The sequence below is a fragment of the Nesterenkonia sp. AN1 genome (genome assembly GCF_000582475.1).
GTDB lineage: Bacteria > Actinomycetota > Actinomycetes > Actinomycetales > Micrococcaceae > Nesterenkonia > Nesterenkonia aurantiaca.
Genome location: NZ_JEMO01000025.1, coordinates 40,866 through 62,989, shown reverse-complemented (window position 1 = coordinate 62,989; position 22,124 = coordinate 40,866). Strand labels below are relative to the sequence as shown.

At 68.4% G+C, this 22,124-nt stretch carries 20 protein-coding genes; 6 read left to right on the top strand and 14 right to left on the bottom strand.

The genetic code is table 11. From position 1 onward, the window contains the following. Nucleotides 1-8 precede the first annotated feature (8 nt). The gene (locus BG28_RS13065; RefSeq protein ID WP_084479737.1) at nt 9-620 is read left to right on the top strand and encodes a LysE family translocator; all 612 of its coding nucleotides are present in this window, start codon (nt 9-11) and stop codon (nt 618-620) included. Nucleotides 621-644: 24 nt separating this feature from the next. On the opposite strand, the gene BG28_RS13060 is transcribed toward BG28_RS13065, so the two are convergent. From BG28_RS13060 to BG28_RS13050, 3 genes are read right to left on the bottom strand one after another with little or no spacing between them, the layout of a single operon-like run. Then, entirely contained in the window at nt 645-1,103 is a 459-nt protein-coding gene (locus BG28_RS13060) for an ATP-binding cassette domain-containing protein (RefSeq protein ID WP_255342493.1), read from the bottom strand. A 58-nt stretch (nt 1,104-1,161) separates the two neighbouring features. Further along, the gene (locus BG28_RS13055) at nt 1,162-3,282 is read right to left on the bottom strand and encodes a TRAP transporter permease (RefSeq protein WP_200869348.1); all 2,121 of its coding nucleotides are present in this window, start codon (nt 3,280-3,282) and stop codon (nt 1,162-1,164) included. Further along, on the bottom strand, nt 3,279-4,283 hold the full coding sequence (locus BG28_RS13050; protein WP_036477701.1) for a TAXI family TRAP transporter solute-binding subunit: 1,005 nt from the start codon (nt 4,281-4,283) through the stop codon (nt 3,279-3,281). Before BG28_RS13050 ends, BG28_RS13055 begins: the two co-directional genes overlap by 4 nt. Nucleotides 4,284-4,520: 237 nt before the next feature. Between BG28_RS13050 and BG28_RS13045 the strand changes: the two genes are divergently transcribed. After that, on the top strand, nt 4,521-5,489 hold the full coding sequence (locus BG28_RS13045; protein ID WP_036477699.1) for a DUF4031 domain-containing protein: 969 nt from the start codon (nt 4,521-4,523) through the stop codon (nt 5,487-5,489). On the opposite strand, the gene BG28_RS13040 is transcribed toward BG28_RS13045, so the two are convergent. From BG28_RS13040 to BG28_RS13020, 5 genes are read right to left on the bottom strand one after another with little or no spacing between them, the layout of a single operon-like run. After that, nucleotides 5,476-5,781, bottom strand: coding sequence for a thiamine-binding protein (locus BG28_RS13040; RefSeq protein WP_036477695.1), 306 nt, complete (start codon nt 5,779-5,781; stop codon nt 5,476-5,478). The two genes, BG28_RS13045 and BG28_RS13040, sit on opposite strands and share 14 nt — an antisense overlap. Nucleotides 5,782-5,791: 10 nt before the next feature. After that, a complete protein-coding gene (locus BG28_RS16560) occupies nt 5,792-6,388 on the bottom strand; it encodes a type II secretion system F family protein (protein ID WP_051501459.1) in 597 nt (198 codons plus the stop codon). Further along, complete coding sequence (locus BG28_RS14580; protein WP_051501458.1) at nt 6,381-7,277, bottom strand: type II secretion system F family protein; 897 nt, start codon at nt 7,275-7,277, stop codon at nt 6,381-6,383. Before BG28_RS14580 ends, BG28_RS16560 begins: the two co-directional genes overlap by 8 nt. Continuing rightward, nucleotides 7,274-8,428: a TadA family conjugal transfer-associated ATPase gene (locus BG28_RS13025; protein WP_051501457.1), complete on the bottom strand. Its 1,155-nt coding sequence runs from the start codon at nt 8,426-8,428 to the stop codon at nt 7,274-7,276. The genes BG28_RS14580 and BG28_RS13025 overlap by 4 nt, the downstream gene beginning before the upstream one ends. After that, nucleotides 8,421-9,560: a hypothetical protein gene (locus tag BG28_RS13020; RefSeq protein ID WP_036477692.1), complete on the bottom strand. Its 1,140-nt coding sequence runs from the start codon at nt 9,558-9,560 to the stop codon at nt 8,421-8,423. The genes BG28_RS13025 and BG28_RS13020 overlap by 8 nt, the downstream gene beginning before the upstream one ends. Before the next feature lie 200 nt (nt 9,561-9,760). On the opposite strand from BG28_RS13020, the gene BG28_RS13015 reads away from it, so the two are divergent. After that, entirely contained in the window at nt 9,761-10,498 is a 738-nt protein-coding gene (locus tag BG28_RS13015) for a PIG-L deacetylase family protein (protein ID WP_036477690.1), read from the top strand. 29 nt (nt 10,499-10,527) lie between these two features. Here BG28_RS13015 and BG28_RS13010 read toward each other — a convergent pair whose 3' ends face one another. Then, nucleotides 10,528-11,268 carry a CoA pyrophosphatase gene (locus BG28_RS13010; protein ID WP_200869347.1) on the bottom strand — a complete coding sequence of 247 codons (741 nt, stop codon included), beginning with the start codon at nt 11,266-11,268 and terminating at the stop codon, nt 10,528-10,530. 37 nt (nt 11,269-11,305) lie between these two features. Continuing rightward, nucleotides 11,306-12,088 carry an endonuclease III gene (gene nth, locus BG28_RS13005; protein WP_235181115.1) on the bottom strand — a complete coding sequence of 261 codons (783 nt, stop codon included), beginning with the start codon at nt 12,086-12,088 and terminating at the stop codon, nt 11,306-11,308. Nucleotides 12,089-12,205: 117 nt separating this feature from the next. Between nth and acs the strand changes: the two genes are divergently transcribed. Both acs and aroQ read left to right on the top strand, forming a co-directional pair. Further along, complete coding sequence (gene acs, locus BG28_RS13000) at nt 12,206-14,218, top strand: acetate--CoA ligase (protein WP_051501455.1); 2,013 nt, start codon at nt 12,206-12,208, stop codon at nt 14,216-14,218. A gap of 129 nt (nt 14,219-14,347) precedes the next feature. Then, a complete protein-coding gene (gene aroQ, locus BG28_RS12995) occupies nt 14,348-14,800 on the top strand; it encodes a type II 3-dehydroquinate dehydratase (RefSeq protein WP_036477684.1) in 453 nt (150 codons plus the stop codon). A 5-nt stretch (nt 14,801-14,805) separates the two neighbouring features. Here aroQ and BG28_RS12990 read toward each other — a convergent pair whose 3' ends face one another. From BG28_RS12990 to BG28_RS12975, 4 genes are all read right to left on the bottom strand, one after another. Beyond that, entirely contained in the window at nt 14,806-16,611 is a 1,806-nt protein-coding gene (locus BG28_RS12990; RefSeq protein WP_036477854.1) for an ABC transporter ATP-binding protein, read from the bottom strand. A 128-nt stretch (nt 16,612-16,739) separates the two neighbouring features. After that, entirely contained in the window at nt 16,740-18,623 is a 1,884-nt protein-coding gene (locus BG28_RS12985) for an ABC transporter ATP-binding protein (RefSeq protein ID WP_051501454.1), read from the bottom strand. A 12-nt stretch (nt 18,624-18,635) separates the two neighbouring features. Beyond that, on the bottom strand, nt 18,636-19,523 hold the full coding sequence (locus BG28_RS12980) for a metallophosphoesterase (protein ID WP_235181114.1): 888 nt from the start codon (nt 19,521-19,523) through the stop codon (nt 18,636-18,638). A gap of 20 nt (nt 19,524-19,543) precedes the next feature. Further along, complete coding sequence (locus BG28_RS12975) at nt 19,544-21,805, bottom strand: transglycosylase domain-containing protein (protein ID WP_051501452.1); 2,262 nt, start codon at nt 21,803-21,805, stop codon at nt 19,544-19,546. Between the two features lie 149 nt (nt 21,806-21,954). Here BG28_RS12975 and BG28_RS15905 point away from each other — a divergent pair, with 149 nt between their 5' ends. Further along, a complete protein-coding gene (locus BG28_RS15905) occupies nt 21,955-22,122 on the top strand; it encodes a hypothetical protein (RefSeq protein WP_166645872.1) in 168 nt (55 codons plus the stop codon). Nucleotides 22,123-22,124 lie beyond the last annotated feature (2 nt).

Below are 22,124 nucleotides of genomic sequence, written 5' to 3'. Positions count from 1 at the left end.
CTCATCCGGTGGCGATTCTCTCTCTGATGCTCTTCGTGGTGGCCGGCGCCGGCACCCCGGGGCCGAACAACACCATCGTGATGGCCTCCGGAGCCGCCTACGGTTTCAAACGGACGCTGCCGGCGATCCTAGGCGTGAACCTCGGCTTCCCCTCGATGGTGCTGATCGTGGGTATAGGGCTGGGCCAGGTGCTGGAACAGTGGCCGGTGATCCTCGACATCCTGCGCCCGATCGGGATCCTCTACCTGCTCTGGCTCGCCTACAAGATCGCCACCGGCCCCACCACGCTGACCCCGAAGCCCGGGGCGAAGCCGCCGGGGTTCGTGCAGATGGCGCTGTTCCAGTTCGTGAACCCCAAGGCCTGGACCCTCTCGGTGGCGGCGCTGAGCACCTTCACCGGATTCTGGGACTCCTTCATGCTCGAGGTCGCGGTGATCGCGCTCGTGGCCTGCAGCTTCGGGGCGCCCTTCACGGTGGCCTGGACGCTGCTCGGCGTGGGAGCCGGTCGGATCATCTCGCAGCCGAAGCACATGCTGATCTTCAACCTGGTCATGGCCGGGCTGCTGGTCGCCTCGGTGGTGCCCGCCATGGCGGACACCTGGGAGTCGCTGCCGCTCTAGACGCGGCGTTCCAGGCGCGGCGTTCTAGGCATGCCCAGACGAGGGCCGATGCTCGCCCAGGCGCAGCTGCCGATCGCCGATCTCCGCCGCCCAACGCCGATCGTGGGTGGCCACCAGCACCGCACCACCGGCGGTGGTGAAGCTGCGCACCAGAGCGCTCAATCGGCGCATCCCCGCGGCATCACGGCCCAGCGTCGGCTCGTCGAGCAGCAGCACCGCGGGTCGCAGCAGCAGTGCCGAGGCGATCACGCAGTCCTTGCGCTGGGCCGGCACCAGGTCATATGGATGCTCCTGCCCCAACCCGCTGAGCCCGGCGGTCTGCATCACCTGCTCCACCTGGTGCTCACGCTGCGCCGATGCACGCACTCGATCGGCGCGCCGCAGCCGCCGTCCTCCCGGGCCCAGCGGGACCGCGCGCACCAGCTCCGCACGCACCGTGGAAGCCGACAGCTGATCTCCCGGATCCTGACCCACCCACCCCAGATGGCGGGCGGGCCCTCGGTGTTGCAGGGTCCAGCGTGTTCAGCAGGGGCGTTCCGGCTCAGGCCATCCCCGGTGCGGGGTTCTCCACAGAACCGCCACCGCGCGCGCTGACCTGGGCGCCGTCGTCCTCGGATGCGGACTTCTCCGCAGATCCGTCCCCACGTCCGCGGCGTATGAACTGCAGCGCCACAGCCACGGCGAGGGCGACCATGCCGCCCACCGAGAAGGTCAGATCCGGGTAGATCAGCAGCAGACCGCCGACGATCAACAGCGTCCGCTCGATGACCGTGGCGCGCAGGAACAGATACCCGGCAAGGCCCGAGGACAATGCGATCAACCCCACGATCACGGTGACAAGGGCAATCGTGAGCTCGTCCCAGGTTCCCTGCAGCAGCAGCGCCGGCTGCAGGATGAACACATACGGGATCAGGAACCCGGCCAGCGCGATCTTCACCGCCGCCACACCGGCGGCCATCGGGTTGGCCCCGGCGATGCCCGCGCCGGCGTAGGCCGCCAGACAGACCGGTGGCGTGATGTCGGCGAGGATGCCGAAGAAGAACACGAACATGTGCGCCGCGATCAGCGGGACGTCGAAGTTGTTGTACAAGATCGGCGCCGCGACCGAGGCGGTCACCACGTAGTTCGCAGTGGTCGGCAGGCCCATGCCGAGGATGATGCAGGCGATCATCACGAAGAAGAGCACCAGCAGGAAGCTGCCGCCGGCCAGGGACACCAGTCCGCGGCCGAGCTGGCCGCCCAGCCCCGTTGCAGTCACGGTTCCTGCCACGATGCCGGCCGTGGCACAGGCCGCGATCACCGGCAGAGCGGTGCGCGCGGCGGCGATGAACAGCTCCACGAATCCGCGCACGTTCAGCCGGGTGGAGGACCGGAAGAAGCTCAGCACGATCGCCGTCGCGATGCCCAGCAGCGCCGCCCGGGTGGGCGTCAGTCCGGCGATCAGCGTGCTGATGATCACGACCAGCGGCAGGAGCAGGTCGGCGCGGGTGACCAGCGACCGGATGCTGGGCAGCTCTTCGACCGGCAGACCCTTGATCTCCCGGCGCTTCGCCTCGAAGTGCACCGAGAGGAACGCACCCAGGAAGTAGAGCAGCGCCGGGATGATCGCGATGACGATCAGCTCGTTGTACTCCAGGTTCGGCACGTTCTGCGCCATGATGAACGCCGCAGCACCCATGATCGGGGGCATCAGCTGTCCACCGGTGGAGGCCGTGGCCTCGGTGGCGGCGGCGAAGTGCGGCTTGAACCCGGCCTTCTTCATGATCGGGATCGTGAACGAGCCGGAGGCCACGGTGTTGGCCACCGAGGACCCGGAGACCATGCCCTGGAGGCCCGAGGCGGCGACGGCGGCCTTGGCCGGGCCACCGGTGTACTTGCCTGCCGCGCGGAAGGCCAGGTCGTTGAAGAACTGTCCGATGTTGGTCCGAAGCAGGACCACCGCGAAGAGCAGGAAGAGGAAGATGAAGTTCGCCGAGACCTGCAGCGGGGTGCCGAAGATCGAGCGCGTGGAGAGGAAGGTCTCCGTGGCGAAGGCGTCCCAGGATCGTCCGCGGTGCGGGAAGATCGGGCTCATATTGCCGAAGATGGCGTAGGCGATGGCGCAGGCGGCGATGATCACGATGGGCAGGCCGACGCAGCGACGGGTGGCTTCCAGGACCAGCAGGGTGCCGGCCACGGCCACGGTGTAGTCCAGCGCGCTGAAGCCGAGGATCTGCACGGCGTTGCCGACCAGGTACTCGTAGCGGAAGACGATGTAGAGGTTGACCGCCATGCCTGCCGCGGCCAGCAGTGCGTCGTACCAGGGAACTCCCCGGCCACGGCCTAGCAGCAGGTCTTTCCAGAGCACACCGCTGGGCGTGGCGTTGAGCAGCCTCTTGCTCGCCGGGTAGAGCAGGAAGATCAGGGAGGTGGCGCCTGCGAGGTGCAGCGCGCCGTGGATCCAGCCGGTGAAGGGTCGCTCGAGTGCGTAATAGAGGTGGTAGAGCGTGAAGGCCACCGAAAGGCCGCCCACGATCCATGTCCACCAGCCCAGATCCGTCCGGAAGCGGCTCGAGGTGTCGACCTTCCGAAGGATCTCGGCTGCGCGCTCCTCACCACCGACCCCCGGCTCCTGCACATCAGCAGGAGCCGGGGAACGATTCTCAGCAGTGCTGCGTGTCACGGCAGGTCAATGCCCTGCTCTTCGAAGTAACGCTCCGCGCCGGGGTGCAGCGGGATGCTCCCGATGCCGGTCAGGGCGTTCTCCTCACTGATGTTCTCGCCGATCTCAAGGGTCACGTCCTCGGCGTTCTCCAGGGTGGCGGCGGTGATCTCGTAGCCGAGGTCCTCGCTGACCTGGGTGGTGGAGGCGACCAGGGCCGCGAACACCGAGACCGTGGTGACGTCCTCGTCGAGGAAGTCGTAGGCGTCGGCGGAGATGTCATAGGACTCAGCGCCGGACTCACCGGAGATGGACTCGGTCATGTCATCCTCGATGCCGAGCAGCGCGACATCGGTGGAGGCTGCCAGCTGGGTCAGACCAGCCACGGGAACGCCGACCACGAAGATCGACGCATCGATCTGGCCGTCGGCGAGCATCTCGGTGGAGGTGCCGAAGTCGGCGACTTCAGCGGTGTAGTCGCCTTCCTCGATGCCGTGGGTGGAGAGGATAGCGTCGGAGATCGCGCGGGTGCCGGAGCCGACGTCGCCCACGGCGATGGTCTGGCCCTCGAGGTCCTCGATGGATTCGATGCCGGAGTCTTCGCGGACGATGATGTGCGCGGCCTCGGGGTAGAGGTTCGCGATCCAGCCGAAGTTGTCCAGCTCCATGCCGTCGAGGTCATCGATCTCGCCGTTGACGCCCATCTCTGCGGTGTCGTTCTGGGTCAGGCCGAGCTGCATCTCTTCCTGGAAGATGCCGCCCAGGTTGTCTGCGGAGCCGCCGGTCTCGATCGCGGTGACCGAGACATCTTCGATGTTGTCCTCGAAGATCGAGGCGAGCTCATCGCCCAGCGGGAAGTAGGTGCCGGCGACGCCACCGGTGCCGAACGTCAGCTCATTGGTGAAGCTGTCCTCGTCTCCGGTCTGGACGTCTTCGTCTCCACCGTTGTCGTCTCCGCCACAGGCGGACAGGGCAAGAGCGGCTGCAGCAGTGACTGCAATTGTTGTGCGACGCATTTTCATGAGTCTTCTCCTCAGTCAAGTGATTCAAAGGTGCGGTGGGTCGTCAGAGGTTCGTTGAGTGCCCAGCGGGTTGAGTACACGGTGCGATGTGTAGTCAGCCACCCTACCGTGGTGTAAGACACTTTACCGGCTCCCTGGATACCCTCCATAGACTGTCCTATACGGATGAGCAGGGTGTTTCGTGTTTTCCGCAGAATGAAACCGTGACGACGGCCGCGATGGCCGGGAGGAGTCGAGATGACGATCTACATCGACCCGCCCAGCTGGCCAGCCCACGGCACCGTGTTCTCCCATCTGATCTCGGATCATTCCCTCGAGGAGCTGCACCGTATCGCCGGTGCCGCTGGAATCAGCATCCGCGCCTTCGACCAGGACCATTACGATGTCCCGGCCCACCGTTTCGAGGACCTCACGGCGCTGGGCGCGGTGCCGGTCTCGGGGCGTGAGCTGACCCGGATCCTGCTCGGTTGCGGGCTGCGCATCCCGGCCGAGCAGCGACCCGAGAAGCTGCGCCGGAATCTCCTGCGCGCCTGGGTTCGATTGGGGACGCAGTGGGCCTTGGCCGAATCTGCCGGTGAGACCGAGGACGGCACTGCGCTGACCCGCTCGCTCGCCGCGGACGGGGCGTGGTTGGCGCTGGGCGAGGAGCTGCTCACCCGCTGGTCCGAGCCGCACCGGAGCTATCATGCGCCGACCCACCTCAGCGCGGTGCTGCGCGGTGTGGGCACGCTGCAGCGGGCGGGAGAGCTCGAGACGGGACAGCGTCCGGTCGTGGCCCTGGCCGCCTGGTTCCACGACGCCGTCTACACCGGCGTCGCCGGAACCGATGAGCAGGAGTCAGCGACGCTGGCGGAAACCCGGCTCGAGGCGCTGCTTCCCGAGCACGCGGTGGAAGAGACCGCGCGGCTGGTTCGACTCACGGCGAGTCACGATCCTCACCCTGCCGATCGCAGGGGGGCCGTGTTGGTGGACGCCGACCTCCAGGTGCTCGCTCAGGCGCCGGATGACTATGCGCGCTACACCGCGGCCGTGCGGGTGGACTACAGCCATGTGGCTGAGGAAGATTTCCGCCACGGCAGGGCACAGGTGCTCCGGCAGCTGCTCGGCTCTCCCTCGCTGTTTCGCACTGCCACGGGAATCCAGCGCTGGGAGCCTCAGGCCCGGGACAATCTGTCGCGCGAGCTTGCGCAGCTCAGCCGCCGCTGAGGCGCTCCTCGAGCCGGGTCACCTTCTCGCTGAGCTGACCGGTGAAGCCGGGCCGGATGTCGGCCTTGACCACGAGACTGACCCGCGGACTGACCGCGCTCACCGCCTCGGTGGCGCGTCGGATGACATCGAAGACCTCGTCCCACTCACCTTCGATGGTGGTGAACATCGAGGTCGTCTCGTGCGGAAGCCCAGAATCACGCACCACTCGGACGGCTTCGGCCACGGCTGCGCTGAGCGAACCATCGGGGGTGTCTGCGGCGACGGGCGCAACGGAGAAGGCTGCCAACATGGGTCATAGATTACGCCAGTTCCTCGACCAGGCCCAGCACCACCGGAATCACCCCCAGCAGGATGAATCCCGGCAGGAAGCACAGCCCCAGCGGCAGCACCATCTGCACCGAGAGCCGGGCTGCCTGTTCCTCCACCGCGGCGCGGCGACGTCGGCGCGCCTGGAGCGCGGTCAGCTCCAGCAGCTCCACCGTCGGCGCGCCGGTGGCATGGGCGAACGCCAGCTCTTCGCCGAATTCGCGCAGCTGGGGCTGGGAGTCCACGCAGGACCAGGCCTGTCTCCACGGCTGTCCGGCCACGAGTCGCCGGTGCACTCGGCCCAGCGGCGCACAGCCTGGGACATCTTCGGAGATCCGGTGCACCGCGGGCTCGATGCCCACTCCGGCGCGCAGCATCGCCGCCGTGAGGTCGAGCAGCGTCGCGGCATCGGGGGTGTCCCGCGGGGACGCTCCCGATGCCCGCTTGTGGGCTGTCCTCGCCCTGCGGGAAGCACGCCGCCCGGCGGCTGGCCGTCGGCGCGGCGGTGAGGACGCAACCGGCAGCAGCAGCACGAGGAGCCCCATCAGCAGGATGCACGCAAGCCCCAGAAGCACCTGTCCCTCAGCCATGCGGCGTCACCGCGCGGATCATCCGGGCGCTCCAGCGCCAGCCGAGCAGCAGACAACCCAGACCCGACACCAGGCACCCCCACCCCAGAGTCGAGCCGAACAGCACCGCGAGGGGCTGCGCCCCCATCAGTGCACCCATGGCCAGTCCGCCGAGAGGCAGCGCCGCGAGGATGAGCTGGGTCAGTCGCGGGCCGGCGGCCGCGGTTCGCACGGCGGCGTCCAGCGCAGCGGAGTCTTCCAGCGAATCCGCGGCCTTGCGGCACAACCTCGAGAGGGGTGCGCCGGTGGACTGTGAGAGCGCATGGATGCTGATCAATCCCTGGAGCACCTCGGTGAGGACCGCCGCGGCACCGAGGCTGAGACCGGGGCCGGGACCGGCACCGGCATCAGCGGCGGGCTCGGCAGCAGTCCTGGACTCGGTGACCACATGGCTCCAGCCGACGGGCCCGGCCCTGGGGCGGTGCGCCGCGGCGACCTCCGCGAGGCTCCGCCGAAGCCCGACCACCGCGCCGAGACCGGCCTGCTCCGCGGAGGCCGCCCGTTCACAGATCTGCGCCAGCAGCTGCGCGTCCTCTCGCGAGCGCCAATGATCACTCAGGTCAACCCAGGCCTGGGCCTGGGAGCGTCCCGACTGCAGCAGTGCGGCGTACTGGTGCAGCAGAGACCCTGCGCTGCCGCGCAGATCATTCACCTCGCCTCCTTGGCCGGATCTCCACCTCCGCGGCAGCGCGCGAAGCCAGATCCACCCGATCAGCAGTCCAGAGCGCAGCGGCCTGGGGCGCCACGGCCCGCTTGAAGCTCCCCGACGTGGGGTGATGCCCAGAAGCCCAGCGACGATCATGGCACCGCTGAGGACCGCCAGCAGGGGCAGCTGCGCAGGATCAGTCATCGCAGTCCGATCCTCCGGGTCAGCTCATCCCAGCCGACCTGAGTCTGCACGCCCGGAGGGTCCCCTGAGTCGAGGTCTTCTGCGAGAAGCGCCGGCACCATCTGAAGCGCCCGCCCCATGCAGCGGACCATCGAGATCGCGACGGGCATCCGTCGACCTCGGCGACGCTCCATGTGGATGACCGCATCCAGGGCGGCCCCCGCCTGAAGCGCCACGGACTCCGGAGGCAGGTCGGCGAGCGCTCCCATCGCGATGAGTCTGGCCGGCACCGCATGCGGCGAGTTCGCGTGGACCGTCCCCACCGCGCCCTGGTGTCCGGTGTTCATCGCGGTGAGAAAGTCCTTGAGCTCGCCTCCCCGGCACTCCCCGACGATGAGCCGGTCCGGGCGCATCCGCAGCGTCTCGCGGACCAGCTGGCCCATCCCGAGCTCACCGGCTCCCTCCACGTTGCCCCGACGCTGCTGCAGATGCAGCACATGCGGATGATCCGGCCGCAGCTCGGTGGTGTCCTCGACGATGATGATCCGTTCCTGGTGCGGGCACGCCGCGAGCATGGCCCCCAGCAGACTGGTCTTCCCAGAACCGGTGGCTCCAGAGATCAAGCAGTTCAACCGGGCGTCGACGACGCCGCGGATCACCGGGAGCCACACCTCGGGGGCATCCCACTGGAGGGCAAGCTGCTCCAACGTCACCGCGGAGCCGCGCGAGATCCGCACCGAGATCATCGTCCCCTCCACCGCCACCGGCGGGATCACGGCATGGACCCGACAGTCACCGATCCGCCCGTCGGCACAGGGCTGGCCCTCATCAAGCCGACCCCCGGACAGCGCGATGAGCCGCCTGGCCAGTCCGCGCACCTGCTCTTCCGTGGCGAAGCGCACCGCGGTCTGGGCCAACCCTTCCGGGCCGTCGGTCCACACCTGACGGTGACCGTCGATGAGCACATCGGTGACACCGGGCTGTTCGACCAGCGGCTGCAGCGGGCCGAGCCCGACGAGCTCATCGCGCAGCGTCCTGACCAGCTCCCCGGTGGTGCGTGACCCCAGCGCCAGTCCCGAGGCGCGGACCGCTTCAGCGATCCGGGCGGCGGTCACCGGCTCGGCGGAGCTGGTCAGGGTCTCGCGCAGCGCGTGAAGCTGCTGGTCACTCATGCCGCACCTGCTCCTCAAGGTCCAAGACCTCCAGCAGCGCCCCGATGAAGGCCGCACCGCGACGGGAGCGCAGCAGCTCATAGGCGGCATCGAGGGCATCTTCCCGGCGGAGCCAGCGCTGCTCCGGGATGTCCCCGGCCAGTGGGAGATCCGTGGCCACCGCCAACTCCTGTGGACTCCACCCGGCGTGTGAGGCGCCGTTGGCCACCAGCCTCAACGGCACCCCCGTCTCTGACTCGCCCAGCTGCCGTGCGGCCGCGGCGCCCCGTGCGGTGCAAGGCGTCACCAGGAGCAGCTGATCCAGGTGCTCGCGCACCAGGGACACCGCGTCAGAATCGCGCCCGACATCGATGACCACCGTGTCGAAGACCCGCCGGGCCGAGCGCACCACCGGTTCAAGCATGCGCCGCCGCACCTCGACGCCGGGCGCTCCGCTGAGCACATGGAACCCGTCGTGGATCGGCAGTGCGGCCGCCAATTGTGGGGAGGCGAGCTCTCCTTCAAGAGCGGCGAGCTCCGCCCATCCAAGCGCCTCGCCGAGCCCGGCCTCCCCGCCGCCGCGACGTAGCGACCGGACGCGTCGGTTTCGGTCACCGGACCGTCCCTCCTCAGCGCCCAGCAGCCCGGCGAGACCAGCCCCGGGGGCCGGGTCGGCATCGACGAGCAGCACCGAGGCTCCTCTCACCGCCTGTTCGGCGGCGAGCAGGTACGCCACGGTGCTCGCTCCGACGCCTCCGAACACGCCGGCCACCGCCAGCACCCGTCCAGGGTTCCGATCCAGCACCCGCGCGCCCAGATGTCTGGCCAGCCAGGCCTCCCCCGCCGGCAGCGGGACAGGCTGCAGCCCTGGTTGTTCCGCCGCGAGCTTCCACAGCTGCTGCTCCTCACACTGACTCTGGCTCTGGCTCTGAGCTTCCCCGGTGATTCCCAGCAGCAGCGTTCCCCGTCCCAGCCATGAGCGCGGCGGCAGGCGGTCGGTCCCACACATCAGCACTGCCCATTCCCTCGGCACCACTGCCTCCCAGCGCGGGCGGGACTCGAGCGCGGCCCCTACGGTGGCGGCGATCAGCGCGACGTCATCGCGCAGCGCTCGATCCTCGGTGATCAGCAGCAGGCGAGGTGCGACGTCCATGAACCCACCCTGCCGGGTTCGGCATCGGCGGAGCGCGGGGACGGCGGGGCTGTGGGCAGCGACTCTGCCTCGCGCAGTTCATACCAGGGTGGGGAAAACGCTGGCGGCACCCGGCAACGCGGCGGGGCACCCGACAACGCTGCGCGGCAGCCGGCACCAGCCCCTCCGCCCGGACACCCAGCCGCTCCTAGACTGGGCAGATGAGCAAAGATCCCGCCGCCCTGCCCGAGTATCCCGACGCAGAGCTGCGCCGGGTCCTGTGCGTCGTGGCGCACCCAGACGACATGGAGTACGGCGCTTCGGCCGCCGTCGCCCGCTGGACCGCCCAGGGCGCCGAAGTCTCCTACCTGCTGCTCACCGCGGGGGAGGCCGGGATGCGCAGCCAGGATCCCGAGGAGGCCGCCGCGATCCGCGCCGAGGAGCAGCGCCGGGCCTGCGAGCTGGTCGGGGTCACAGACCTGGTGATCCTGGATCTGCCCGACGGCACGCTTCAGGCCTCGTTGGACGCCCGACGGCAGATCGCCCGACGCATCCGAGAGCTGCGCCCCGAGGTCGTGCTGACCCAGACCTGGGCGCTGGAGGTCGGTTGGGGGCTGAACCATGCGGATCACCGCGCCGCTGGACTGGCCACCCTGGACGCGATCCGCGACGCGGACAATCCCTGGGTGTTCCGTGAACTCCTGGAGCAGGAACGGCTCGAGCCCTGGGCGGTGCGCGAGCTGCTGGTGTTCGGAGCCGGGCCGACCCATGTGATCGATATCAGCGGGGAGCCGCTGCAGCGAGGGCTCGCCTCATTGGAGGCGCACGAGCAGTATCTGGCCGAGCTGGGCGGCGCCGCCGAGACCCGAGAGATGCTCGAGTCCATGGCCGCTCAGCAGGCCCAAGGCCTGCCCGGGGTGGACCACGCCCTGGGCGTGGCCGTGCACCGCATGGCCTGACTCGCGCCGCAGCGCCCAGCGACCCGAACCTAGAGACCCGGGAGGTAGTCCTGCGGGTCCACGCTGCGACCGGGGTCCCAAGGCTCCTCCCAGCCCAGGCGATTGAGCACCCGATCCACCAGGATGCCGGTGAAGCCCCAGATCAGCGTGCCCTCCACGAGGAACGCCGGGGCCTTGAACACCGTGCCCGCCCGATGCAGGGCCGCGGTGCGACGGTTCTCCGGGTGGATCAGCGCCTGCAGGCTCACGGTGAGCACCCGTTCCACCTCTCCGGACTGCGGGCGCAGCAGACCGGTGTGTCCGGCCATGCCGATCACCGGCGTCACCATGAAGCCGCTGATCGGCACCGGAGCCGGGGGCAGGGCGCCGAGCACCCGGACCCGGGCGGGGTCCAGCCCCACCTCTTCCTGAGCCTCGCGCAGCGCCGCGGCCGTCGAGTCGCGATCAGACTTCTCCTGAGCGCCGCCGGGGAAGGATATCTGACCAGGGTGCTTCTTCAGTCCTGGGGAGCGCTCGGTCAGCAGCAGGTGCGCCTCGTCGTCCTCGGGCGTGGGGGCGCAGAAGAGCATCAGCACCGCCGCCTGCCGGGCGTCCTGCATCCCGGCCGGGGTGCTCCGGGGCGCTGTGGTGGCCGGACGCTGATTCCACCAGCCGCCGGACCCCGAGGACTCCGGATGCGCCAGGACGTAGTCGCGACCCTGCTGCAGCAGCGCCTCGAGCCTGGTCGGGACCGTGGCGCCGGTCAGCGAGAACCCCACGGGCGCGTCCATGCCAGGCGTATCGGGACCCTGCGGGGCAGTCTCGGCGTCACGCACTGAGCGGGTACCCCTGGGCGCGCAGCTGCCTGCGGGTCTGCCCGGCCTGCATCTTGGCCAGCAGCTCCTCGCGTCCCGGCGCCAACTCATACTTCAGCAGCGTGGCGGCGGTCTCGGGGTCGACCTCTCCGGCCCCGAAGGAGGGGCACAGCGAGGCGATCGGGCAGGCACCGCAGGCGGGTCGGCGGGAGTGGCAGATCCGACGACCATGGAAGACCAGCCGGTGGGACAGATCGGTCCAGTCCCGCCGCTCGAAAAGCTCCGCCACCTCCTGCTCGACCTTCACCGGGTCCTGCTGCTGGGTCATTCCCAGCCGGCGGGCCAGCCGGCCGAAGTGCGTGTCCACGGTGAGCCCAGGCTTGCCGAAGGCATCCCCGAGCACCACGAAAGCGGTCTTGCGGCCCACCCCGGGCAGCTTGACCAGCGCGTCCAGTGAACCCGGCACCTCGCCGTCGTGATCGCTGACCAGCGCATTCGAGAGCCCCAGCAGCGAACGGGTCTTGGCGCGATAGAAACCGGTGGACCGGATCACCTCGGCCAGCTCCTCCTCCGGGGCGTGGGCCATGGCGTGCGCATCCGGCCAGCGCCGGAACAGCTCAGGCGTGACGGCGTTGACCCGCACATCGGTGGTCTGCGCGGAGAGCACGGTGGCGATCAGCAGCTCGAAGGCATTGCTGAAGTCCAGCTCGGCCACGGCGTAGGAGTACACCTGCCCCAGGACACGGTGAATCCGGCGCACGCGGCGCTTCTTTCCCAGCAGGGTCTCTTCAGGCATCGAGACCATTCTACGAAAGCCCAGGAGGGGTGTCCGCTATGTGATATTCGCCTCAGGCCCACGGCGGCAAAGGATGTATTGTGAGCGGCAACACAGGAGTATCCAAGGAGGAGCCACATGACCCCGAATCCCCAGCAAGAGAACAAACTGGACTCGATGCAAAAGTCGGGTCAGGTCTTCCCCCCGAGCGAAACCTTCGCGAAGAACGCCGTGGCCACGCAGGACCGGTATGACAAGGCCGCCGAGGATCGTCTCGGCTACTGGGCCGATCAGGCCCGTTCCGTGCTGAGCTGGGACAAAGACTTCACCGAGGTGCTCGACTGGTCCGAGGCCCCGGTGGCCAAATGGTTCGTCGGCGGCGAGGTGAACGCGGCCTACAACGCAGTGGACCGCCACGTCGAGGCCGGCAACGGCAGCCGCATCGCGCTGCACTTCGAGGGTGAGCCCGGTGACTCTCGCAGCATCACCTATCAGGAGCTGGCCGACGACGTCGCCCGCGCCTCCAACGCCTTCGAATCCCTCGGCCTCACCAAGGGTGACCGGGTCGCCATCTACATGCCGATGATCCCCGAAACTATCGTGACCATGCTGGCCTGCGCCCGCATCGGCGCGATCCACTCGGTGGTCTTCGGCGGGTTCTCCTCCGATGCGCTGCGCTCCCGCGTGGATGACGCCGAGGCGAAGCTGGTGGTCACCGCCGACGGCTCCTACCGCCGCGGCAAACCCTCCACACTGAAGCCAGCCGTGGACGACGCGCTCGCGGCGCCCGGGCACACCGTGGAGCACGTGATCGTAGTCAAGCGCAACGGCGAGGAGGTCGCCTTCAACGAGGACCTCGACGTCTGGTGGCACGATGTCGTGCCGCAGCAGTCCACCGAGCACAGCTACGTGGCGCACGATTCCGAGCACCCGCTGTTCATCCTCTACACCTCCGGCACCACCGGGAAGCCCAAGGGCATCCTGCACACCACCGGCGGCTACCTGACCCAGACCGCGGTGACCCACCGGGACACCTTCGACCTGCACCCAGAGACCGACGTCTACTGGTGCACCGCCGACGTCGGCTGGGTCACCGGGCACTCCTACATCGTCTACGGCCCGCTGGTCAACGGTGCCACCCAGGTCATCTACGAGGGCACCCCGGACACCCCGCATAAGGGCCGGCTCTGGGAGATCGTGCAGAAGTACGGGGTGACGCAGTTCTACACCGCGCCGACGCTGATCCGCACCTGCATGAAGTGGGGCCGGGAGATCCCGGACCAGTTCGACCTCTCGACCCTGCGGGTGCTGGGCACCGTGGGCGAGGCGATCAACCCCGAGGCCTGGCTCTGGTTCCGTGACGTCATCGGCGCCAACAACGGCGTCGGCAAGGCTCCCAAGGAGGAGCCGGCTCCGATCGTGGACACCTGGTGGCAGACCGAGACCGGCGCGCACATGATCGCACCGCTTCCCGGTGTCACCGCGACCAAGCCAGGCTCCGCGCAGACCGCGGTGCCCGGCATCTCCATCGGCATCGTCGATGAGATGGGCACCCCGCTGGAGAAGGGCGAGGCCGGCCTGCTCGTCATCAAGGAGCCATGGCCCGCCATGCTGCGCGGGATCTGGAAGAACCCGGAGCGTTACCAGGAGACCTACTGGTCCCGCTTCGGTGACGTGTACTTCGCCGGCGACGGCGCGCGCACCGACGAGGACGGCGACGTCTGGCTCATGGGCCGGGTGGATGACGTCATGAACATCTCCGGACACCGGCTCTCCACCACCGAGATCGAATCGGCGCTGGTCTCACACCCGGCGGTGGCTGAGGCCGCCGTCGTCGGAGCCAAGGACGCGACCACCGGCGAGGCTGTTGTGGCGTTCGTGATCCTGCGCGGCGATTCCGAGGGCGGCGACAAGGCGCAGATGGAGCAGGATCTTCGCACTCATGTGGGCAAGGAGATCGGCCCGATCGCCAAGCCGCGCAACGTGCTGGTGGTGCCTGAGCTTCCGAAGACCCGCTCCGGCAAGATCATGCGCCGACTGCTCAAGGATGTGGCCGAGGGTCGCGAGGCCGGAGACGCCTCCACGCTGGCCGATCCCACGGTGATGCTGCAGATCGCGGAGGACATGCGCGCCAAGCACGGCGCCTCCTAGCCGCACCGCTCACCCCGTGTTGAGGGGCGGATTTTCCGGGCATTATGCCCCCTTCGAGGGGCTGAATACCCGGAGAATCCGCCCCTCAGCGCGTGGTGGGGGTCTCAGCGTGGCCGGTAAGGTGTGAACATGCCCACTGAGACTCCGCGCCTGCTGATCATCAACGGACCCAACCTGAACCTGTTGGGGACCCGGGAGCCCGGAATCTACGGCTCCTCCACGCTCGCCGACATCGAAACCCTGTGCCGCGAGTCCGCCGCCGCGCTCGGTTTCGAGGCGGAGCTGCTGCAGTCCAACCATGAGGGCACACTCATCGATGCGATCCAGGCCGCGAAGGACAACGCCTCGGGGATCGTGATCAACCCGGCGGCCTACACCCACACCTCGGTGGCGATCGCCGATGCGCTTCGCGCGGTGAACCTGCCGGTGGTGGAGGTGCACCTCTCCAACGTCCACGCCCGCGAGGAGTTCCGCCGGCACTCCTACGTCTCCCCCGCCGCGGCGGCGGTGATCGCCGGCGCAGGGCTCAACGGCTACCGCTACGCCATCGACCACCTGGCCTCGCTGCTGCGCGAGAACTGAGCTGCTCAGGCTCCCATGGAGCTGCGCCACGCCGCGTCGAGCTTGGCGTAGTAGCCACCCTGCGACGCGAGCTCCTCAGGTGCTCCGTCCTCCACCACCCGGCCGTCGTCGATGACCAGGACCCGGTCCGCGATCGCCACGGTGGAGAGCCGGTGCGCGATGATCAGCGCGGTGCGGTTCCCCAGCAGTCGCTCCAGCCCCTGCTGCACCAGCGCCTCACTGGGCAGGTCCAGCGAGGAGGTCGCCTCATCGAGGATCAGCACCGCAGGGTCTGCCAGGAACGCCCGGGCGAAGGAGATCAGCTGCCGCTGGCCGGCTGAGAGCCTTCCGCCACGCTTGTTGACATCGGTGTCATAGCCCTCGGGCAGCTCCAGGATCAGGTCATGACAGCCCACGGCCTTGGCCGCGGCGACGATCTCCTGCTCGGAGGCCTCCGGCCGGCCCAGCGCGATGTTGCCTCGGATGGTCCCGGAGAACAGGAACGCCTCCTGGGTCACCATGGCCACGTGGCGGTGGTGATCGGCCGTCGCGAGGTCCCGCAGGTCCACGCCGTCGAGGCTCACCGCGCCGCTGCTCACGTCGTAGAAGCGCGCCAGCAGCTTCGCCAGAGTGGACTTCCCGGCACCGGTGCGTCCCACCACGGCCACGGTCTGACCTGCTGGGATGTGCAGGTCCAGGGAGTGGAGCACCACCGGGCCGTCCTCGGCGTAGCGGAACGAGGCCTGGCTGAACTCCAGCTCGCCACGGGCCTCGTTCAGATGCCGCGGGTGGCGGGCCTCGGTGACGGTGGGGCTCTCCTCCAACAGCCCGGAGACCTTCTCCAGGGCCGCGGTGGCCGACTGCAGGGAGTTGTAGAACATCGCGATCATGTCCAGCGGCTGGAAGACCCGCTTGGTCGCCAACACCAGGGCGACCAGCACACCGATCCCGAGATCACCTTCGAGCACCCGGTAGCCGCCCCAGAGCAGAACCGCGGTGACCGTGACATTGCCGATGAGCATCAGGGAGGGCTGGAGCACCCCGAAGAGGGAGATCGAGCGGACCATATCCTCTCGATAGTCTGCCGCCAGGCGCCGGTACTGCCGGGATCGCGAGTCTTCTCGGCGGAAGGCCTGCACGGCGCGGATGCCGGTCATGGATTCCACGAAATGCACGATCATCTTGGCCGAGGAGACCCGGGTGCGCCGGTAGGCCACCTCGGAGTTGCGCTGGTACCAGCGACCCAGCACCGCGATCGGGAACAGCGCGGCGACCAGGATCAGGCCCGAATGGATGTCCATGATCCAGATGGTCACACCGGTGAAGAACATGAACATCACACCCTGGACCAGCGAGTTGATCCCGCCGTCGAGCAGCTCGCGCAGCGACTCCAGGTCCGAGGTCTGTCGGGAGATCACCTTGCCCGAGGTGTAGTCCTCGTGGAAGTCCAGGCTCAGCGCCTGAGTCTTGCGGAACACCTCTCCGCGCAGGGTGAAGAGCATCTGCTGCGAGGCCTCGGCGGTCATCCGGGTGTAGTGGAAGATCAGCACTCCCGCGATCACCGCGCAGGCGATGTAGGACAGGCCGGGGAGCCACATGCCCGAGCTCTGCCCCTCGATCATCCGTGGCAGCCCCCAGTCGATGGCCCAGGCGACGATCAGCGGGATCGAGGCCTGGGCGGCCTGGGCGATCACCACGAAGATCGCCGTGAGCAGCAGCTTGCGCCGCACCCCGACGGAGAGCTGGACCAGCAGCTTCCAGGAACGACGTCGGATGAACCGGCGCTCGGCCTTGTCCAGCTGGATCTGTTCCTCGCCGGCGGTGCCGCGCAGGTGCGCGAAGCGGTCATCGGCGGCGAAGTTGGCCCCGGCGTCGGGGACGCCAGCGTGGGCGGCCTCGGCGTCGGGGGGCCTCACCCGCGACGGCGCGGCGGCCTCCGCCGGTCGCTCGCTCGGAAGCCTCACTCATGGCTGAGCACCTCCTCGGCGCTGATGGGGCGCACGCTGGCGCTCATGACCTCGCGGTAGGCGGGGCTGCGCTGCAGCAGCTCCGAGTGGGTGCCGACGTCGCTGATCCGGCCGTGCTCGAGCATCGCCACCCGGTCCGCCATCGCCACGGTGGAGGGTCGGTGCGCGACGATCAGCGTGGTGGTCCGGTTCAGCACCTCGCGCAGCCGGTGCGTGACCGCCTCCTCGGTGCGGACATCCAGGGCGGAGAGCGGATCATCGAGCAGCAGCACCGAAGGGGCGGAGGCGATCGCGCGGGCCAGCGCCAGGCGCTGACGCTGACCGCCGGAGAGGCTCAGCCCCTCCTCCCCGACCGGGGTGTCCACACCCCGGGGCAGGGTGTCGACGAACTCGGCGTCGGCGGTGGTCAGGGATCGGCGCAGCACCTCGTCGAGCTCATCTGGTGCTGGTGCGGCGTCACGGTGCGGGTCCTGCGGGTCGTCGACGTCGCGCAGGTGGGAGGTGCCCAGCAGCACGTTGGACTTCACCGAGGTGGAGAACAGGATCGGGTCCTCGAAGGCGACCCCGATCCGGGAGCGCAGATCTGCCAGGCTGAAGTCCTTCACGTCCACCCCGTCGATCCGGATCGCACCGCCGGTGGCCTCATAGAGCCGGGGGATCAGGTTCAGCAGCGTGGAGGTGCCCCCGCCGGTGGCGGAGACCAGTGCCATGGTCTCGCCCGGCCGGACCTCCAAGGTGACCCCGTCGATCAGGTCCCGGTCCCCGGGCTTGGTGTCGGGGTAGCGGAAATGGACGTCCTCGAGTTGAAGCACCCCGCGCTCCGGGGCCACCACGGGGGCCTCCGGCGAGGTGATCTCGGTGGCGGTGTCCATCACGTCGGCGTGCCGGTCGATGGCGGTCTTGGCGGTGAAGGTCATGCCCAGCATCATGCCCACGCCCTCGATCGGGCCCTTGAGCACCGCGGCGGTGGCGAAGAATGCGGCCAGCGCGCCGATGGTCACGCCGGTGGTCTCCTGGTTGGCGACCTGCCACAGCCCGATCAGCAGGCACAGCCCGAGGATCCCCTCGGGCAGGATCACCATGGCCATCAGGAACTTCGCCAGCGTGCGAGCCTTAGAGACCTCGAGGTCGCGCAGCTCGTCGGCCTCCTCGGTGAAGCCCTCCTGGGCGTAGTCCCCGCGGCCGAAGGCCTTCAGCACCCGGATGCCATGCACCGATTCCTCGACCTTGGTGGCCACGTCCCCGGCCTGGTCCTGCGAGGCCCGCGAGTAGTACACGAACTTCTTCCGGAACCGCGGCCCGATGATCATGATCGGCAGCGCGGCGCAGAGGAAGACCACCGCCAGCAGCGGCGAGAGCGTGGCCATGAGGGTGAAGCCCACCAGCAGGCTGACCACCGAGGTGATCAGCATCAGCGAGCCGAAGGCGAACCATCGGCGCAGCAGGTTCAGGTCGGCGATCGCGCGGGACTGCAGCTGCCCGGCTCCCCAGGCGGCATGGAAGGAGGCGGAGAGGTCCTGGAGCTTGTCGAAGAGCCGGGTGCGCATGGAGGTCTCGGCATCCGAGGCTGGCGGGATCACGAAGAACCGGCGCAGGTAGACCAGTCCGGCCTCCAGCACGCCCAGCGCGAGGATCACCGCTGCGGCGCCCCACACGGCGCTGAGCTGGGCGTCGTCATCAAGCAGCGAGTTCACCAGGACCTGGAGGACCTGCGGGATGGACAGTGCGACGATGCCGGCGCCGATTGCTGCGATCAGGCCCAGGGTCCAGCGGAGCTTGAGGCCCTCGAGATAGGGGCCGAGCCGAGCCAGGGCCTGCCAGAGCGTGCGACTGCGCCCGGAGGTCTCGGTTCTCTCAACTCCAACTACTCGTTGCATCAAGCAACTAACCTATGTCGTTTCGTGCTGAACTTCAATGATGGTGGCCTCCGGAGGGCAGAACAGCCGCACCGGGGCGGTCCGGGAGGTTCCGATGCCTGCGGAGACGTGGAGCGGGACGGTCCGGGCGGGCTCCTCCGGATGGCCTGACACCTTCCGTGCCGGGACCTGCACCGAGCTCAGGCCCTTGGCCTGAGGACGCGGCAGGTCACAGTTGGTGACCAGGGCGTGACCACCAGGCAGGCAGACCTGCCCGCCGTGGGTGTGCCCGGCGAGGATCAGCTCGGCGCCGCTGCCGGCCAGCGTGTTCAGCGCCGCGGAGACCGGAGCGTGGGCCACACCGATGCGCAGCGGGTCGGCACTCGAGTCCTGTTCCGGCGAGGCGGCCGCGTCTGCGGGCCAACCCCGGAAGTCGTCTCGGCCGATGTGTGGATCATCCACCCCGGAGAAGCTCAGGGTCTGACCGGCCACGCTCAGTTCGGCGGTCCGGTTGTTGAGGTTCTTCCAGCCGCTGGACTCGAAGGCGCTGAAGAGGCGCTGCCAGTCCAGATCCTCGGGGTGCGCATCGAGTTTCGAGGGGCCTCGGAAGTAACGCAGCGGGTTCTTCCAGGTCGGCGCGAAGTAATCGTTGGATCCACCGACGAAGACTCCCGGGAACCGCAGCAGCGGCCCCAACGCCTCCAGCACCTCTCCCACCGCATCAGGGTGCGAGAGATTGTCCCCGGTGTTGATCACCAGGTCGGGGTTCAGCTCCGCCAGGGACTGCAGCCAGGCGAACTTCTTGCGCTGGCCCGGGACGTAGTGAATATCGGAGATGTGCAGGATCCGGAGTCCGGCCCCGGCACGCAGCGGCACAGGAACATGGCGGACCTGGAAGTCATTGACACCCAGGCCCACCACCTTCAGGGATGCGGTGGGGCTCAGTCGTCGTCTCCGTCGGAATCGTTGTTGCCGCCGTTGTTCGAGTTCTCGTCGTCGGAATCGTCGTCGGAATCGTCCTCGGAATCGACAGCGGAGCCGTCGGTGCCGGGGTCACCACCCTCGGAGACGGTGCCGCCGTCGCGGTAGCGCTCACGGTCGCGCCGGTCTTCGAACGGGGAATCATCGGCTTCACGGAAGTCTGAGGTGTCATAGTCGCCTCCGACCTGCTCCATGTAGTCCAACCACATCGGGGCTGCCAGGGTGGAGCCGAAGAACTCTTCGTAGAACTCGCCGGCCACGGTGCGTCCGCGGTAGCCCTGGTTGCTCTCGGGGTTGCCGATCCAGCTCGCGGTGGACACTCCGGAGGAGTACCCGACGAACCAGGTGTGAGCCGCCTCGTCGGTGGTTCCGGTCTTACCGGCCATGGGGAACGGCGGGTCGCCGGCGGCGATGGTGCCCTCGGCGATGTTGATGGTGATGTCGTTGACCTGGGCCACGATGTCCTCGTCGATGACCTGATCACAGTTGGCCTCGGGCACGTCGTACTCGTTGCCGTGGGTGTCGGTGACCTCCAGGATCGCGCGGGGCTCGCAGAAGGTGCCGTCGGCGGCGAAGGCCGCGTAGGCGGCCGCCTGGGTCAGGGGGGCGATCTCATCGGTGCCCAGCACAAACGAGGGGTTCTGCGGGGAGAGCCCCTGGCTGGTGTCGGTGGCCCGGTGGACGCCGAGGCGGTCGGTGAGGTTGGTGATCGCGCAGAGGTCCATGTCCGACGCGGTGGCCAGCGTCGCGGTGTTGACCGAGAAGTAGACGCCATAGTCGATGGTCATCCGACGGTTGGAGTCTTCCTCGACGTTGCCCACGGTCCAGTCCTGGTCCGAGGTGGTGTACCCGCGCTCCAGGCAGCTGGCCTCCCAGCGCGAAGTGTCACCCCATTCGTCGACGGAGGCGTCGACGACGTCGTCGGTCTCCCCGCCTTCTTCGAGATAGGCCGCGACCACAAAGGGCTTCAGCGAGGATCCGGGCTGGAACCCGTTGCCGCCGCCGTCCTCCGCATCAACGTTGTAGTTCAACGTGGTGTTTCCGTCGCCCGGCTCCGGGGTGAAGACGCGGTTCTGCGCCATGGCGAGGATGTTGCCGGTCCCCGGCTCCACAGAGGAGATCGCGGCACCGGCGCCAGAGCTGTCATCGGCGGGAACGGTCTCCATGACGCCCTCCTCGGCCGCGGTCTGCGCGTCCGGGTCCAGGGTGGTGGTGATCCGCAGGCCGCCCCGGTCGAGCAGCTCTTCTCGGGCCGCCTCGTCCGGGCCGAAGGTGTCGCTGGCGAGGATCTCGCGGCGCACGTAGTCACAGAAGTACTCGCCCATGCTGGCGGAGACGCAGCCGACCTCTTCGCGGCTGATGTCCAGTCCGAGTCCGGAGGCGACGGCTTCGTCGTACTCCTCCTCGGTGATGACCTCTTCGTCGAGCATCGAGCCGAGCACGATGTCCCGGCGAGCCTGGGAGGCCTCGGGGTCGACCTCGGGGTTGTAGCCGTTGGGCGACTGCACCATGCCAGCCAGCACCGCGGACTGGGCCACGTTGAGCTCAGAGGCCGGGATGCCCCAATAATATTGCGCGGCCGCCTCCACGCCGTAGGTGCGGCCACCGAGCAGCACGATGTTGAGGTAGCCCGCGAGAATCTCGTCCTTGGTCATCTCCTGCTCCACCGCGACGGCGAGCTTCATCTCGCGCAGCTTGTCGGCGTAGGTCTTCTCCCCGGTGCCGGAGATCGTCAGGCGGCCCTCACCGGTGATCACGACCGCGTTGATCAACATGTTGTTCACATACTGCTGGGTGATCGTGGAGGCGCCCTGTTGGGAATCCGAGGTGGCGTTGTGCACCAGCGCGCGGGACAGGCCGCGGGGGTCGACGCCGCCGTGCTCGTAGAAGCGCTCGTCCTCGATCGCGATGATGGCGTCGATCATCTCCTGGGAGATGTCCTCCAGTGCCACCGGCTGACGGTTCTCGGCGTAGAAGGTCGCCAGCTCGGTGCCATCGGAGGCGTATATGTGAGAGGGCACGCTCAGCGGCTCCTCCGCCAGCTCGGCGGGGATGTCCTCGAGGATGTCCGTGCCGGCGGCCGCGGCGGCGCCTCCGGAGGCTGCCAGCGGAAAGATCAACCCTGCTGCCAGCAGGCCACAGAGAGCACTCACGCCCAGGAAGGACATGATCTTGCCGACCGTGGTGGCAGTATCAAACAGGGGAGATTTACGCGACGCCATGGGCTTCATCCTAGCGGCAAGGTCAAAGCCACGCGGGAGGTGACGTCACACGGACCTGGGTGCGGATCGGGGCGGGGATCCGGGCGCGGATCGGCGCGGATCGGGTCGGACGCTTCTTGGTCGCGGCGGGCGTCCGTTAGTCTGAGAATATGAGTGCATCTGAGACCCAATGGGAATACGCGACGATTCCGCTGATCATCCACAACACCAAGGGCATCCTTGACCAGTGGGGCGAGGACGGCTGGGAGCTGGTCACCGTGCTGCCCGGCCCGGAGGGCAACGCCCCCGTCGCCTACCTCAAGCGCCCGCGAAACTGAGC